This window comes from Devosia soli, assembly GCF_000970455.1.
Lineage (GTDB): Bacteria > Pseudomonadota > Alphaproteobacteria > Rhizobiales > Devosiaceae > Devosia > Devosia soli.
Genome location: NZ_LAJG01000015.1, coordinates 1 through 14,880 on the forward strand (window position 1 = coordinate 1; position 14,880 = coordinate 14,880).

The 14,880-nt window shown below is 60.4% G+C and carries 16 protein-coding genes; 10 read left to right on the forward strand and 6 right to left on the reverse strand.

Annotation, left to right across the window (positions count from 1 at the left end; all coding sequences use genetic code 11):
* From VW35_RS08515 to VW35_RS08530, 4 genes are all read right to left on the reverse strand, one after another.
* Positions 1-874 (reverse strand): zinc-dependent alcohol dehydrogenase (locus tag VW35_RS08515; RefSeq protein WP_244465862.1); only part of this gene is annotated, 874 nt, incomplete at its 3' end.
* Between the two features lie 44 nt (positions 875-918).
* Positions 919-1,941, reverse strand: coding sequence for a LacI family DNA-binding transcriptional regulator (locus VW35_RS08520; protein ID WP_046142642.1), 1,023 nt, complete (start codon positions 1,939-1,941; stop codon positions 919-921).
* Between the two features lie 119 nt (positions 1,942-2,060).
* Positions 2,061-2,504, reverse strand: coding sequence for a VOC family protein (locus VW35_RS08525; RefSeq protein WP_046142643.1), 444 nt, complete (start codon positions 2,502-2,504; stop codon positions 2,061-2,063).
* A gap of 135 nt (positions 2,505-2,639) precedes the next feature.
* Positions 2,640-3,452, reverse strand: coding sequence for an aldo/keto reductase (locus tag VW35_RS08530; RefSeq protein WP_046142644.1), 813 nt, complete (start codon positions 3,450-3,452; stop codon positions 2,640-2,642).
* Between the two features lie 193 nt (positions 3,453-3,645).
* Between VW35_RS08530 and VW35_RS08535 the strand changes: the two genes are divergently transcribed.
* From VW35_RS08535 to VW35_RS08575, 9 genes are all read left to right on the forward strand, one after another.
* Positions 3,646-4,539: a carbohydrate ABC transporter permease gene (locus VW35_RS08535; RefSeq protein WP_046142645.1), complete on the forward strand. Its 894-nt coding sequence runs from the start codon at positions 3,646-3,648 to the stop codon at positions 4,537-4,539.
* Positions 4,536-5,468: a carbohydrate ABC transporter permease gene (locus tag VW35_RS08540; protein ID WP_046142646.1), complete on the forward strand. Its 933-nt coding sequence runs from the start codon at positions 4,536-4,538 to the stop codon at positions 5,466-5,468. The genes VW35_RS08535 and VW35_RS08540 overlap by 4 nt, the downstream gene beginning before the upstream one ends.
* Before the next feature lie 5 nt (positions 5,469-5,473).
* Positions 5,474-6,568 carry an ABC transporter ATP-binding protein gene (locus VW35_RS08545; protein WP_046142647.1) on the forward strand — a complete coding sequence of 365 codons (1,095 nt, stop codon included), beginning with the start codon at positions 5,474-5,476 and terminating at the stop codon, positions 6,566-6,568.
* A 25-nt stretch (positions 6,569-6,593) separates the two neighbouring features.
* Positions 6,594-7,841, forward strand: a complete 1,248-nt coding sequence (locus tag VW35_RS08550; protein ID WP_046142648.1) for an ABC transporter substrate-binding protein — start codon at positions 6,594-6,596, stop codon at positions 7,839-7,841.
* A 73-nt stretch (positions 7,842-7,914) separates the two neighbouring features.
* A complete protein-coding gene (locus VW35_RS08555; RefSeq protein WP_046142649.1) occupies positions 7,915-8,394 on the forward strand; it encodes a VOC family protein in 480 nt (159 codons plus the stop codon).
* Positions 8,395-8,564: 170 nt separating this feature from the next.
* On the forward strand, positions 8,565-9,323 hold the full coding sequence (locus VW35_RS08560; protein ID WP_046142650.1) for a sugar phosphate isomerase/epimerase family protein: 759 nt from the start codon (positions 8,565-8,567) through the stop codon (positions 9,321-9,323).
* A 2-nt stretch (positions 9,324-9,325) separates the two neighbouring features.
* Complete coding sequence (locus tag VW35_RS08565) at positions 9,326-9,796, forward strand: heme-degrading domain-containing protein (protein WP_152662533.1); 471 nt, start codon at positions 9,326-9,328, stop codon at positions 9,794-9,796.
* Positions 9,797-9,798: 2 nt separating this feature from the next.
* Positions 9,799-10,350, forward strand: a complete 552-nt coding sequence (locus tag VW35_RS08570; RefSeq protein ID WP_046142714.1) for a cupin domain-containing protein — start codon at positions 9,799-9,801, stop codon at positions 10,348-10,350.
* An 11-nt stretch (positions 10,351-10,361) separates the two neighbouring features.
* Positions 10,362-11,255, forward strand: a complete 894-nt coding sequence (locus VW35_RS08575; protein ID WP_046142651.1) for a TolB family protein — start codon at positions 10,362-10,364, stop codon at positions 11,253-11,255.
* A gap of 631 nt (positions 11,256-11,886) precedes the next feature.
* Here VW35_RS08575 and VW35_RS20555 read toward each other — a convergent pair.
* Both VW35_RS20555 and VW35_RS08585 read right to left on the reverse strand, forming a co-directional pair.
* On the reverse strand, positions 11,887-12,432 hold the full coding sequence (locus tag VW35_RS20555; protein ID WP_052951605.1) for a gamma-glutamylcyclotransferase family protein: 546 nt from the start codon (positions 12,430-12,432) through the stop codon (positions 11,887-11,889).
* Entirely contained in the window at positions 12,429-13,064 is a 636-nt protein-coding gene (locus VW35_RS08585) for a DUF1028 domain-containing protein (RefSeq protein ID WP_046142652.1), read from the reverse strand. The genes VW35_RS20555 and VW35_RS08585 overlap by 4 nt, the downstream gene beginning before the upstream one ends.
* Before the next feature lie 138 nt (positions 13,065-13,202).
* Between VW35_RS08585 and VW35_RS08590 the strand changes: the two genes are divergently transcribed.
* Positions 13,203-14,771 (forward strand): ABC transporter substrate-binding protein, encoded by a 1,569-nt coding sequence (locus VW35_RS08590; protein WP_046142653.1) that lies wholly within the window; start codon positions 13,203-13,205, stop codon positions 14,769-14,771.
* Positions 14,772-14,880 lie beyond the last annotated feature (109 nt).

Sequence of the window (14,880 nt, forward strand, 5' to 3'; positions counted from 1 at the left end):
TGCGGTCCATCATGCGATCGCCTGCCTGGTCGTGGTTCCAGTGCCAGCAGCCAAAAATGTCGATGCCTTTTCCGGTGATGCGGTTGACCGGCAAGGCGCCGCTCCAGGTGACGAAGGCCAGCCGCCCTCGGGCCCGCACCAGTTCCAGGACGACGGGTGGCGCGGCTTCATTATTGCTGGTCTCGACCGCCGCATCGGCGCCATAGCCGCCGGTCAGGGCGCGGATTTCTTCGACAATGTCGGGCGCGCGCGGGTCGAGAACATGCTCGGCCCCCAACGATCGCGCCAGTTCCGCCCGGAACGGATGCAGCTCCACCGCAATCACCTGCGCCCCGATCGTCCGCGCATTGACGATGGCCCCAAGCCCCACTGCCCCGCATCCCGACACGACTAGCGTGTCAGCCGGCGACAGCCGCATGCGCTCCATGGCCGTAAAACTCGGCCCCAGCGCACAAAGCGCCATGGCCGCATGATCGGTCTCGATATCGTCCGGCACTGGATAGAGCAGATAATCTGGCTTGATAAGATATTGCGCATAGCCACCAAGCCCGCAGCTCGACCCGGTTTCCGCCAAGAGATCACGCTGATCGGTGCAGTGGATATGTTCGCCCGAGAGACAGGCCGGGCATTTGCCACAGCCCCAATGCGGCATGGCGATCACCCGATCGCCGACCTTGAGCCGCGCCGACGCCGCCGCATCGACCACCACGCCAACCGCCTCATGTCCGAGTTCATGGCCAGGCTTGCCTGCCCGCCACGATTGCCACTCGGTGCACATTGGCCCGACCAGTATCTCGACCTTGACGACATCGCCCGCCGCCTGCGGATCCGGCCGCTCCGAAAGCTGTGCCTCGCGCACACCCGTAATTTCCACGCTTAGAATTTTCGCCTCCTCTCGAAAAATCAGAGCTGTCTTATCTAGTCGCCCCTTCCCGCCGTGCTGTCGCGCACGATCAGTTCGGGATCGATCATGGTCACACGCGGCTCTGGCAGCCCATCAGGCGCGGCGATCAATTGCAGCAGGCGCTCCACCGCCAGCTCCGTCACCATTTCGACTTCATATTTCACCGAGGAAATCGGTGTCGCCGCATGCTCGGCAAATTCGATATTGTCGAATCCCATGATCGCCACATCCTTGGGCACGCGCAGATTGTTCTTCTGCGTCCAACGCAGCGCACCGATGGCAAGGGAATCGTTGGAGGCAAAAATCGCTGTCGGCCGCACCGGCATGCTCATCAGCCGGTCCATGGCCCAAAAGCCTCGGATCACCGAATTGCCCTGCGGATCGGCCAGCAATTCAGGATCGACGTCCAGCCCCGCCTCCTTATGCGCCTGGTTATAGCCGTCGCGCTTTTCGAGATTCCCCTTGGGATTGGACGTATCGATGATGCCGATCCGGCTATGGCCAATATCGATCAGGTGCCGCACCGCCCGATAGGCGCCACGGCGCTCGTCGATGCAAACCGCGTCGATCCCCGCATCGGGATCGGCTACCAGCAGCACGACCGGATAACCGCGCTGGCGGAGCCTGCGAATATGTTCGAGCTCACGATGGCTGCGCGGATAGATCAGCATCCCATCGACCTGCCGCGAGCGGAACATTTCGATGACGCGCTTTTCCTCTTCGAGATCATTGTTCGAAGTCGCAAACAGCGTCGAATATCCGCGTTCGGACAGCACCGTCTCGACCGCCTGCGCCACCTGGGTCAGGGCGGGATTGGTAATATCGGTCAGCACCAGACCAATGGTCTTGGTTTCCCGACTGACCAGCGATTTGGCGACATGATTGGGCAGATAATTGAGCGCGTCTGCCGCTTCGCGAATGAGGATTTTGGTTTCTTCGGGGATGCGCGGGCTCTGGCGCAGGGCTAATGACACCGTATTGACCGAAAATCCCGTCTTGTCGGCGATGTCCTTCAGGCGGACGGTGGGTTTGCCCATGATTTCAACCTACCGAAACGCCAGAGGCGGGACCTTGGTCCCCCAATATGCGGATTCGCCAAGACGACACCAGAAAATCAAAATCATGGGCAAGAATAGACACGAGAGACGGCGCTAAACTAGACGCCTTCTGCGTGTAGACGCCGGATGGCCTGATATTGCAGGCAGTCCGGATGCATTTCCATCAGTTCGATGCGATTGCCATCGGGATCTTCGAGCCAGGCTTGACGATTGCCATCAAGACCCGCCTTGGGCTCGCTGAGAAGCGTAATCCCCGCCGCCTTGATACGATCGCAGGTGGCGTCGAGATCATCGATCGTCCAGCACATATGGGTCATGCCATTGGTGTGCCAGCTCGCCGGCGCGCGATCGTTCTCCGCCCCCGGGAAAACCTCGAGATATTGCTCGTCGGTTATGCGCAGATAAACGAGCCAGGTCTCGTCATTGTCACGCTTGAGGCGCAGCATTTCGGGAAAGCCGAGCTTGTTGACGTAGTAGTCGAGCGATTTTTCAAGGTCGATCACGTTAATCGCGATGTGTCCGAGACTGGTAATGCCCTTCATGTTTCCTCCCGCCGGCATTGCGGCAATGACTGTTTCCTTCCGCAAGCGACAGGCATGCGGAGCACTCTTGCACGACGGCAGAGCGATTTAGTAGTAACGATAATACGATTAGCTAAATCCGACGACGCGACGCTGTCAATCCCATTCAGGACCCCAATCCGGATCGATGACCCGCTGAGCACGATCCACACTCTCGATGGTGCGAATATCCTCGTCGCTCAGCGTGAGCCTCGTCGCCTTAAAATTGCTGCGAATGCGCTCCGCCTTGCCCGAGGTGGGAATGGCGATATAGCCCTTGGTAAACTCGAACGCCAAAGCCACCTGCTCCGGCGTCGCCCCATGACGCGCTGCGATCTCGGCGATTTCCGGCACTTCGCCGAGAATGCCCCGCGCGATTGGCAGGTAGCAGGTCACCGAAATACCAGCGTCTTTACAATAGTTTGCGAGTCTTTTGTTTTGCAGGAGTGGATTGAGCTCGAACTGATTGTTGGCAATCGGCACATCACCCAGGATTGCCTGTGCCTCCTTGAGCATCGCGATCGTGAAGTTCGAAACGCCAACGAGCCGGGTCAGCCCCAGCGCATGCGCCTCACCCAGCTGCTCGATATAGACCGGCAACGGCACTTCGTTGTTCGGCGATGGCCAGTGGATCAGCGTCAGGTCCAACTGCTCCAATCCGAGGGTCTCGCAGCTCTCTCGCAGCGACGGCACCAGCGCGCCCTTGCCAAAGTTGCTGGTCTTGATCTTGGTTGTCACGAACACTTCCGAGCGCGGAAGCCCCGATCGCCGCACCGCCTCGCCCACCTGCGCCTCGGTGCCGTAATCTTGCGCCGTATCGAGATGTCGATAACCGGTCTCTAGCGCAACCAGCATAGCCTCCACGCCGGCCTCGCCATTCCTACCATATGTCCCGAATCCCATAGCCGGGATACCGTATTGATTTTGCATGTTTTTCCCCTCCTGCCGTCTCGTAACGATACGCGCTGCCGCCGCATACCCCAATCACATCCCGCACTTTGAGCGCGAAAAGACTATTGACGAAATGTTTCCACTGATCCTAGTTTAACGATAATACTGCTTGCAAGAGCTGACGCGTCGACAGAGCGGAACAATCCGCCGCGGCGTTCAAGGGAGGACGAGCATGACCTTTCGGTGGAGCCGATGGTCACCCCAACTGGCATTGGTGCCGGCTGGCCTGGTGACACTGGTTGCCTTTATTGGCGCCATTCTGTGGACGGTCTACCTATCGCTGACGCGCAGCCGCCGCCTGCCGGAATATGAGATCGACTGGTCCGAATGGGGCCGCCAGTACGAGCGGCTGTTCAAGGACAGCGCCTGGCAGATTTCGCTGCAGAACCTCATCGTTCTCGGGCTCGGCAGCGCCCTCGCCATCGTCTTCGGCTTTATCCTTGCCGCCATGATCGACCGCGAAAAGCGCGGCGAGAGCATCTTCCGTACCGTATTCCTCTATCCCCTTGCCATTTCGTTGATCGTCACTGGCGCCGCCTGGCGCTGGATGTTCAATCCCGAACTGGGCGTCGAGCATTTCATCCATTCCATCGGCCTCACCTGGGTCAATGCGAGCTGGCTCGCCCGTCCAGAAACCGCGATGTATGGCGTCATCCTCGCCTCAGTCTGGCAAAGTGCTGGCTTCTATATGGCCCTGATGCTGGCCGGTCTCAAATCCATCAATTCCGAGATCTGGAGCGCTGCGCGGCTCGATGGCGTCGGTCTCTTCCGGCTCTATACCGAGATCATCATCCCGATGATGAAGTTCACCTTTGTCACCTGCGCCATCCTGCTCTCGCTCGGCGTTATCAAGGCCTATGACGTGATCGTCGCCATGACCAATGGCGGCCCGGGCCAATCGACCTATGTGCCCGCCTATTTCACGATCCAGGCCCTCTCGGCCAAGGGCAATCTTGGCTTTGCCTCCGCCGCCGCCGTCGTCATGCTGCTGATCACCGCCGTCATTTTCCTGCCGCTCGTCCTCCTCACCGCCTGGCAGCAGCGCCGCTCGGGAGCCCGCACATGACCCATCTTTCCATCGCCCAAAAGGCCCTTGGCGCCGAAGTCGCCGTCCGCAGCGCACCCTATTTTCCGCGCAAGAAGAAGGCCATCACCGGCCGCTCGATCGCCGTCATCGTGTTTCTCTCTATTTGCGCCCTGTTCTTCTGCGTGCCGCTTTATGTCGTGATCACCACGTCCTTCAAGACCATGGAGCAGATCCGCGAAGGCGCCATGTTCGCGCTGCCCAATGTCTGGACGCTCGAAGCCTGGGACCACGCCTGGAACTCGGCCTGCTCCGGCACCCGCTGCGAGGGCCTCAAGGTCGGGTTCTGGAATTCGGTCTATATCCTCATTCCCTCCCTGATCCTCTCTATCGGTCTGTCCATCATCACTGGCTATGCCCTGGCGCTGTGGAACGTCAAATGGGCCGGCCCCTTCCTCTTCGTCCTTTTCATCTGCGCCTTCGTGCCCTTCCAGATCATCATGTTCCCGCTGATCTCGATGACGGCCGCCATGAAGGTCTATGGCAGCATCTGGGGCGTCGCCATCATCCACGCGATCCTCGCCATGCCGGTGCTGACGCTGATCTTCCGCAATTACTACAAGGATATTCCGCAGGAGATCATGAGCGCTGCGGTGATGGATAGCGGCTCGTTCTGGAAGATTTTCTTCGAGATCATCCTGCCGATGAGCGGCAATATCCTGATTGTTGTCCTGATCCTCCAGATCACCTCCATCTGGAACGACTATCTGATCGGGGTGACCTTCGGCGGCCTCGGCGGCCAGCCTATGACGGTGAACCTCGCGAACCTCATCACCATCTCGACCGGCACCGTTCGCTACAACGACAACATGGCCGCCGCTCTTCTCACCGCCATCCCCCCGCTCGTCATCTATTTCTTCGTCGGCAAGCTCTTCGTCCAGGGCATCACCGCCGGCGCCATCAAGGGTTGACCCGAATGCCCCGCGTAAGCTTCGAGCACATCACCAAGACCTATGGCACCCTGACGGTTCTCGACGACCTCAATCTGGCGATCGACGACGGCGATTTCCTGGTCCTCCTCGGCCCCTCGGGCTGCGGCAAGACCACACTGCTCAATCTTCTTGCCGGTCTCCTCGACGTCACCGATGGCCGCATCATGATCGGGGATCGCGATGTCACCGATCTCGATCCCAAAGATCGCGGCCTCGCCATGGTGTTCCAGAGCTACGCGCTCTACCCGACGAAAACCGTGCACGGAAACCTCAAGTTCGGCCTCTCCGCCAGCAAGCTGCCGCGCGAGGAAATCGAAAAACGCATCGCCTGGGCCGCAAAACTCCTGCAGATCGAGCCGCTCCTCAACCGCAAGCCCGGCCAGCTCTCCGGTGGCCAGCGCCAGCGTGTCGCCATCGGCCGGGCTCTGGTGAAAAATGTCGGCGTCTTCCTCTTCGACGAACCGCTATCCAATCTCGACGCCAAGCTGCGCACCGAGATGCGGCTCGAAATCAAGAAGCTGCACGACCAGCTCAAGTCGACCGTCGTCTATGTCACCCACGACCAGATCGAAGCCATGACCATGGCCACCAAGATCGCCGTGATGAATGGCGGCGTCATCCAGCAGTTCGGCACGCCCGACGAGATCTACGAGCGCCCCTCCAATCTCTTCGTCGCCGGCTTCATCGGCTCCCCGGCCATGAACCTGCGCAAGGCAAAACTCAGCGTTGCGGCAGGAAAGATCGAAGCGGTCTTCACCTCCGGCGTCCGCCTCGATGTTTCGGACTATCCTTTTGCCCATCCGCCCCTCGATGGAGCTGAGGTCATCGCCGGCCTTCGGCCCGAGCATTTCACCCTCGCAGCCACCGGCCCGGTCGCTGCGACCTTTGACGTGCCCGTCCAGTATGCCGAGCGCACTGGTCCGGACGCCTCAGCCTATTTCCGTTTCGAAGACGACCTTCTTGCCCTGCGCGTCGAGCCCGATGCCGCCGCGCGGCTCAATCCCGGCCAGTCGATGGCCGTGAGTTATATCAAGGGCAAGGCCAACCTGTTCGACGCCCGAACCGGGCAGCGAATGTAGCTGAAACACTCAGGGAGAGAGAACGATGTCTATCAAGCGATTTGCCGGCATTGCCGCCGGCCTTATGCTCAGCACCGCTTCGTTCGGTGCCATGGCGACTGACCTGGTCATCTACCATAGCTGGTCCGCTCCGCCCGAAATCGCCGCCCTCAACGTCATCAAAGGGGAGCTCGAAGCCAAGGGTCACACCTGGACCGATATCGCTATTCCCCACGATACCGGCTCCAACGTCAATCTGATGAGCCTGATCACCGGCGGGCAGCCCCCCAATGTCTTCATGGAATCCAATCCCGGCGTTTATCGCGACATCGCCGGTATGGGCCTCGGCTTCCCGCTAACCCAGTGGTTCAACGACAACGCCATCGTCGACAAACTGCCGGCCGCCGTTGCCGCCTCCATCTCGGTCGATGGCGAAATCGTCAAGGTGCCGCAGGCGCTCCATATCGACGGCATGCTCTACTATAACATGGAAGTCGCCAAGGCCGCCGGCGTTGACCCCGCCGCCTGGGATTCGACGGACGCCATGTTCGCCGATTTCCAGAAGATCCGCGATGCGGGCTATGCGCCGCTTGCCGTCGGCAGCCAACCCTTTCAGGTCGGCTATCTGACACATGCGCTCGTCGCTGCCGTCGCCGGCCCCGATGTTTACAAGAAGATCTATGGCGAAGAGGTCGATCCGACCGCGCTCGACGATCCCAACTTTGCCAAGGCGCTCGAAACGCTTCGCCTCTTTGCCAATGAAGCGGGTCCTGAAGCGCAGAACCGCCCCTGGAACGAGACCACCAACGAGGTCATCACCGGCAAGGCGCTGATGCAGATCCATGGCGACTGGATGAAGGGCGAGTGGCTTGGCGCAGGTAAGGTCGCCGGGACCGATTTCGGCTGCATCGAAATCCCAGGTGCTCAGGCCGTGGTTGTGACCGTCGACGCCTGGGGTCTTCTTGGTGGCCAGGCTGAAGATGTGCAGAATGCCGAGCTCGACTTTGCCTCGGTTGTCCTCGATCCGGAATCACAGGCCAAGTTCGCCGCCGCCAAGGGTTCCACCCCGGTCCGTCTCGACGCCCCGGCTGAAAGCCTCGACGCCTGCTCGACAGAGGTGCTGCGCATCCTCGAAGACCCGGCTCAGCAGGTCCAAAATCCGCATAACACGGCCGATGCCGACTGGCAGGATTCGATCTGGAACGTCGTCTTCAACTTCTGGAGCGACTCCAGCATGACCGTCGAAGACGCCATCGCCGAGATGAAGGACAATTACGACACCATCCTCGGCTGACACCTCCCTCCCAGCGCCGGCCGGTGGCCTACGGGCCGCCCGCCTCCTCCAAAAACTTAGAACGGACAGCCAAATGGACAAGCGCCTGCTTGATGAAGACGAAGTGATGCAGATCTGCTTCGTCACCGACGATGTCGACAAATCCGCGCAATGGTTCGCTGACCTCACTGGCAAGCCCATGCCCTCGCTGGGCAAGGCGGCGGAACCGGAGGAAGCCAAGGCGATCTACAACGGCATGCCCGCTTCGGTCGGCTGCAAGATCCGCATGTTCAAGTTCGGCAATATCGACGTGGAATTTTTGGAGCCCGGCCCCGAAAAAAGCGCCTGGCGCGACCTCCTCGAAGAAAAGGGCCCCGGCTGCCACCATATCGCCTTTCGAACCCGCAACCTGACCAAGCGCCACGCCTATCTTGAATTGAAGGGCCACAAGCTGCTGCAGCGCGGCGAATTCGACGGCTCCCACGGGCGCTACGCCTATTACGACACGGTCAAAAACCTCGGCGTGATGGTGGAGCTCCTCGAGTTCGACAAGGACAAGGAAGCGCAGCCGTAAGGCCCTAACCTTCCCTATTTCTCGGTGTCATCCCCGCGAAAGCGGGGACCTCCGTTGAACAGGGGTTCCCGCTTTCGCGGGAATGACACCGTCAGAAAAAAACGTCCTCGGGCGCCCGACTGCAGCATGCCCGGATATTGCCGAACCGCCTCAACGAGGAGAGGAAAGCCATGCCCTACCCAATCGCCTACCAGCTCTACTCCTCCCGCAATTTCCCCCCGCTCGTCGATCAACTCCCCATCCTCAAGTCCATGGGCTACGACGCGATCGAACCCTGGCTCCCCGCCTACGAAACCGACCCCAAAGCCTTCCGCCGCGCCCTCGACGATGCCGGCTTGAAATGCTTCGGCTTCCACATGCCGCTTGGCGGACTGGTCGGTGAGCCCCAGCGCTTCATCGAGATCGCCCAAACCCTCGGCGCTACCTACCTGATCCCGCCCTATGTCACGCCAGACGAGCGCCAGCCTACCGCCGCCTATTGGCGCGGGCTTGGCGAAAAGCTCGCAACAGGCGCCGAAGCCGCCCAAAAACACGGCCTCGCCGTCGCCTGGCATAACCACGATTTCGAGTTCATCCCCTTTTCCGATGGCACGCGCCCGATCGATCACATCTTCGAAGCCGGTGGCGACGCAGTAAAATTCGAGATCGACTGCGGCTGGATCGTCCGCGCCGGTGCCGATCCCGCCGCCGAACTCCGCCGCTTCGCGGATCGCATCGTCGCCATTCAAACCAAAGATACGGCGCCCATCGGCACCAAGGAAGACGATGGCTGGACCGCTACCGGTGACGGCATCATCGATTGGGCTGCCATCGTGCCGCTTTTCCGCGAAACCAAAGCCGACCATATCGTCACCGAACACGACAATCCCGGCGATTGGCAGCTTTTCGCCCGCCGCTCCATCGAACACCTGAAAGCCTTGGGGCTCTGACCGTGACCCCGACGCTCGAAAGCCTTGCCGAAGAACAACAGGCGATAGCGCTCCGTCGCTTCGACTATGCCACCGCCTGGCAACTCGGTGCCCTGATGCAGGCCGAGGCCGCAGCGCAGCACCTGCCGGTTGCTATCGAAGTCACCCATGGCGAAACCGTCGTCTTCTTCAGCCTCCTGCCCGGCGCCACGCCGGACAACCCCGATTGGACCCGCCGCAAGCGCAATGTCGCGCTCCGCTTCCACCAAAGTTCGCTTCACATGCGGCTCCTTTGTGAAAAGCACGGCTGGGAGTTCGCGCAGCGCTTCCGGCTCCCGCCGGACGATTACGCGGCAAGCGGCGGTGGTGTACCACTCATTGTGGAGGGAACCGGCGTCGTCGGCGCGGCTTCTGTCAGCGGCCTTCCCGATGTCGAAGACCACGCCCTTGTCGCCAAGGCCTTGCGCCAGATCAGGATCACACAGGGAGCATAATGATGGAAACTGAACTCCACTGGTCAAAGCCGAAAGGTTTTGTACCCAATTCCCGCTTTCCGCTCCTCGTACACCGCGGCGCCGTTCCCAGCGGCGGCGAAGACGCCTTGATCGCGCGCTTCCGCGAAAATGGCTGGCTCAACAACTGGCGCTATCCCGGCGTCTATACCTATGCCCATTTTCATTCGACGACGCACGAGTGCCTCGGCTGCGCCCGCGGCTGGATGGATGTTGTCCTTTTCGGTGATGGCGGGGTGCGCGTCCGTGTCGAAGCCGGTGACGTCATCGTCCTGCCCGCTGGCGTCTCGCACATCATGGTCGGCCATTCGGACGACGTCATGATGGTCGGCGGTTATCCCGATGGCCGCGACTGGGACAATATCGAGGAGGCCCGGCTCGACGACGCCAGCTTCCGCGCCGCTGCCAAGCGCATCATGATGCTGCCGATCCCGAGCCGCGATCCCGCGACCGGCAATGCCATGCGGGAGTGGATCGACGCACCGTCCTCGGTCGATGCCGACCTCAACGACTTCCGCGACAACCTCGATCGCTGATTGACCAATCCATGAGCTTCACCTTCCCGCGCCGTGGTCGCACGCTTTGCGCTGGCCAAAAAGCCGTCCTCGAAGTCATCGACCTTTATGGCGACCGCCGCACGGTCTTTACCGCCGACGAGGTGATCGAGGCACCCAACTGGTCGCCCGACGGCCAATGGCTCGTCTTCAATGCCGGCGGTCATCTCTTCCGCATCAGCCCCGAGGGCGGCACGCCCGCGCATATCCCCACCCCTGGTCTTGACGACCTCAACAACGATCACGTCCTCGCCCCCGACGGGTCGACCATCTATGTCAGTTCAGATGACGGCCACCTCTACGCCGTGCCCTTCGAAGGGGGTGAACCGCGCCGCATCTCTAACGACCATCCGACACCGCACCACTATTATTTGCACGGCATCTCGCCCGAGGGCGAAACTCTAAGCTATGTCGCGGTTGAGGCGCCTCACGGGCAACGGAATGTTAACGTTTTTACCATCCCTGCCGCGGGTGGACCCGACACACGGCTGACCGATTTGACCGTTCCCAATGACGGCCCGGAATATTCCCCGGATGGTCGCTGGATCTATTTCAACTCAGAACTTTCAGCCAAAAAGCCCGGCCATGCACAGATTTTCCGCATGCAGCCGGACGGCACGGGCATTGAACAATTGACCTTCGACACTCGCGTCAACTGGTTCCCCCACATCTCTCCCGATGGCCGTCGGGTCGCCTATCTCAGTTACCCCGAAGACACGATCGGCCACCCGCCAGACAAGCACGTTCTTCTTCGCCTGATGACGCTCAATGGCACTGAACAGACTGATGTTGCTGCCTTTTTCGGCGGACAGGGGACGATCAACGTTAATTCCTGGGCCCCTGACAGCAAAAGATTGGCTTTCGTTTCATACCCGCTCGATCATTAGTCTGGTCTGGGTATAGCAACAAATCCCGAAACCGGATTTTTGACCAATCCATGTAATCAAGCAGTCTTTCTGACAAAAATAGTGCATGGTTTTTTTGGCAGCAGATGTCAGATTTGCGGCATTACCGAGCTAATTCTCAACGTCCGAATTGCGGGCAGAAGTTGCCTTCGGGTTCTCTTTTGCTGAACGGCAGCTTTCGCAGTTCTCAATCCTAAACCGGATTGACCGCCAAGACACCGAACCCGTTGTCGTCGCTCGGCAGCCGCAGTTCGAAATCGACGGCGGGGGTTGGAGCGGGCTATCTGCCTCGTCCTTATCCTCGTCTGGAATGGAAGGATGGCACGAGCGATACGGGGCGTTATCAGACATTTCCGTGCCGCTAGTGTCGACGGACGCCCCACCAGTTTCAACCTCTATTTGCACTATTTGGCATATCCACCCATGCCCCTGTGATCATCGGATGGATCAAACGCGATGGGTCGGAAAGAGTGCGTGAGCTTGTTCGGTGCCGAAGTGCCAGGCAGAGCGACCAGTCCAAAGGTCTTGCACTCTCTGAGTTTTCGATGAACGCCATGATGTTTGCAGAGAGAACCGCTTCGTCCTTGGTGCCATCAAGGATAGTGAGGCATCCTCAAGCCCGAGATGTTGAAGAAGGTCGACCGAACTTCGTTCCATCCTGAGGTTCTCCATCACCCAGGGGAAGCATTGAGCTTTGGCTCCAGCCATGAAGTTGGGCTACATAGTCAGCCGGCAATCTATGCATGGATGCGCCGTCCAGAAGGTGCCTTAAATAGGCAGCGTTGGGGCGGAATGCGCCATCCTGGGCCACAGCAATATAGATCTGCGCCAGGGACGGCCGGCCGTTAACGAACACCTCGATCTCGACCCGGTTGTAGCTATTGAGCTCTGCAGCCCGCCCTGCGACGAAATCCTCGTAGGCGTCGAGCCGGGCGATATTGTCCGCCGAAAGCCTATAAACCACGCCGAGCGTTTTCCAGCCCGGTCGCGGCGTGACGGAGGCAACGCCGCAATCGCGACTGATCGAATGCCGCGGAAAGCAGAGCATATGGTCCGCCAAAACTCCGATCCCAACAACCTCCGCCCCAGGGCAGCGGACCTGCATTTGCGCGACGTCCATGTTGGACCCGTAAGCGAAATAATGAGCGTGCTGCGTCATCGTTTTGGCACCTCGGCGACGAACTCCGCATAAGAGCCGGAGGTCGCCAGCCCCAGCAGATGATCAAGCGCCGCCAATGGTTCGTCAGCCGTATCGATCCTTAGGTCAAGATCGAGGTAGGCCTGGCTCCCTTGCACAAGCAGGGCGGACGAACCTACGCCGCGGCTGTCGCCGCCCGCAGCTGCACCCGCAACAAGCGCGGCGAGCAATGCGCGCCCCAGATTTCCCTCTGCCGCGCGAAATGCTGCCATCATGTTCTCGATCACGGCGCGACCGGCCAGCATATTGCCGGCCACCGCGACATTGGTGTCCAGCAAATGCCCCGCAAACCCGGTGCAGTCCGGCCCAGTCCACCCCGCCGTCCGCCCTGCCGCGTCGACCAACACCATCTGCCGCCGATCGGCTTCTGCGTCCTTTGCAAGCGCCGCCGCCAGCGCCGCTTCGGCCGGTTGTTGATCGATGAGTGTCAGCGCATCGATCGCGAGGTAGGGATTGGTCATCGCCTGCGTCGCGGCCGCGCCGATGCCGCCGCGCACATGGGGCACCAGCGCACCCACCATCGGACCGGCCGTCGCCGTGGCCACCCCAAACGCGCCGCTGACCGGATCACGCGCAACGATGGAAAATGTCATTCGGTCATCCTCGCAGGCAAAGAAGATTTATCATCATAAATTGACATGGTGCGAATTTATGCTGATAAATTGACCATGCTCTGCTGAATAGCGCAACCGCACGGCAAGGGCGAGGGAACGCAAGGAGAGATTTTCACTATGATCCGCACATGGAAAGGCGTCGCGGCGCTGCTTTTGGCCGCCACTTCGCTCAGCTTTGTTTCGCCGGCATTCGCCCAGACGCCACCCAACGTCCTCGTAGTCGGCCAGATCGCCGAGCCATCATCGCTCGATCCGCATGTCTCGACCGCAGCCAACGATTTCCGCATCGCCGTCAACATCTATGATGGCCTTGTGCGCAACACGCCCGGCACGCTCGAAATCGAACCGGCGCTCGCCACCGACTGGACCATTTCCGACGATGGGCTCGAATATACTTTCAACCTCCGCGAAGGCGTGACCTTCCATGACGGCACCCCGTTCAATGCCGAAGCGGTCAAGTTCAATTTCGATCGCATGCTGAAGGAAGACCACCCCTTCGCCTCGACCGGTCCCTTCCCGCTCGCGTTCTTCTTCTCCTCGGTCAAAGACGTTGCGGTAGTGGATGACCTGACGGTCAAATTCACCCTCAACGAACCCTTTGCCCCGTTCATGAGCAACCTGGCCTCGCCCACTGGCCTCATCGTCTCGCCCGCGGCGGTCGAGCAATATGGCGCCGATTACGGTCGCCATCCGGTCGGCACCGGCCCCTTCAAGTTCGAGGAATGGCAGTCCAATACCAGCGTCGTCGCCTCGCGCAATGATGCCTATTGGGATGGTGCGCCTTCGCTCGAAGCCGTCATCTTCCGGCCGATTACCGACGCCAATACCCGCGTAGCCGAAATGCTCTCGGGCGGCATCGATGTGCTGCTCGAAACCCCGCCCGACAATGTCGCCCAGTTCCGCGACGACGCTAATTATCAGGTCGTGGAAGCCGTCGGCCCCCATGTCTGGTACGTCATGCTCAATGCCAAGGACGGCCCCTTTGCCGACAAGCGCGTGCGCCAGGCGGTGAACTACGCCGTCAATAAGGAAAGTCTCGTCAACGACGTCCTCCAGGGCACGGCCGACGTGTCCGCCGGCCCGATCCCGCCTGCCTTCAACTGGGCCTATAACGAAGATGTCGCGCCCTATCCCTATGATCCGGCAAAGGCCAAGGAACTCCTTGCCGAAGCCGGGGCGGAAGGGGCAAAGCTGACCTTCCTCGTCACGGAAGGCGGCTCGGGCATGCTCGATCCCGTCCCCATGGGCACCGCGATCCAGGCCGATCTCGCCGCTGTGGGGCTTGATGTCGAGATCAAGACCTATGAGTGGAACACGTTCCTTTCGGAAGTGAATCCCGGTCTCGAGGGCAAGGGCGACATGGCCGAAATGGCTTGGATGACCTCGGACCCCGACACCCTGCCGTTTCTCACCCTGCGCAGTGCTGCCTTCCCGGCAGAAGGGGGATTCAATTCGTCCTATTATTCCAACCCGGAAGTCGACGCCCTCCTCGACAAGGCGCGTCTCTCGACCGATCCGGCCGAGCGCGGCGAACTTTATAAGCAAGTCCAGGCCATCACCCACGACGATGCCCCCTGGCTCTTCGTCGCCAACTGGAAGCAAAACGCCGTCGTCACCAGCGCCGTCGGCGATTTCGAACTGCAACCGGACTTTTCTTTGGTTTTGCGTGATGTGACCAAGCAGTAGGTCCCCCCACCCAACCTCCCCCTCAATAGGGGGAGGAGCCTCCCGGTGGCTCACCAGCCCCGACGCAAACTCGATCCGTCCCTCCCCCTACCAGGGGGAGGCTAGGTGG

Bases quoted from the DNA above. Each gene is read 5' to 3' on its own strand.
- VW35_RS08520 (WP_046142642.1), bottom strand. From the start codon at position 1,941: ATGGGCAAACCCACCGTCCGCCTGAAGGACATCGCCGACAAGACGGGA.
- VW35_RS08525 (WP_046142643.1), bottom strand. From the start codon at position 2,504: ATGAAGGGCATTACCAGTCTCGGACACATCGCGATTAACGTGATCGAC.
- VW35_RS08530 (WP_046142644.1), bottom strand. From the start codon at position 3,452: ATGCAAAATCAATACGGTATCCCGGCTATGGGATTCGGGACATATGGT.
- VW35_RS08535 (WP_046142645.1), top strand. From the start codon at position 3,646: ATGACCTTTCGGTGGAGCCGATGGTCACCCCAACTGGCATTGGTGCCG.
- VW35_RS08540 (WP_046142646.1), top strand. From the start codon at position 4,536: ATGACCCATCTTTCCATCGCCCAAAAGGCCCTTGGCGCCGAAGTCGCC.
- VW35_RS08545 (WP_046142647.1), top strand. From the start codon at position 5,474: ATGCCCCGCGTAAGCTTCGAGCACATCACCAAGACCTATGGCACCCTG.
- VW35_RS08550 (WP_046142648.1), top strand. From the start codon at position 6,594: ATGTCTATCAAGCGATTTGCCGGCATTGCCGCCGGCCTTATGCTCAGC.
- VW35_RS08555 (WP_046142649.1), top strand. From the start codon at position 7,915: ATGGACAAGCGCCTGCTTGATGAAGACGAAGTGATGCAGATCTGCTTC.
- VW35_RS08560 (WP_046142650.1), top strand. From the start codon at position 8,565: ATGCCCTACCCAATCGCCTACCAGCTCTACTCCTCCCGCAATTTCCCC.
- VW35_RS08570 (WP_046142714.1), top strand. From the start codon at position 9,799: ATGGAAACTGAACTCCACTGGTCAAAGCCGAAAGGTTTTGTACCCAAT.
- VW35_RS08575 (WP_046142651.1), top strand. From the start codon at position 10,362: ATGAGCTTCACCTTCCCGCGCCGTGGTCGCACGCTTTGCGCTGGCCAA.
- VW35_RS20555 (WP_052951605.1), bottom strand. From the start codon at position 12,432: ATGACGCAGCACGCTCATTATTTCGCTTACGGGTCCAACATGGACGTC.
- VW35_RS08585 (WP_046142652.1), bottom strand. From the start codon at position 13,064: ATGACATTTTCCATCGTTGCGCGTGATCCGGTCAGCGGCGCGTTTGGG.
- VW35_RS08590 (WP_046142653.1), top strand. From the start codon at position 13,203: ATGATCCGCACATGGAAAGGCGTCGCGGCGCTGCTTTTGGCCGCCACT.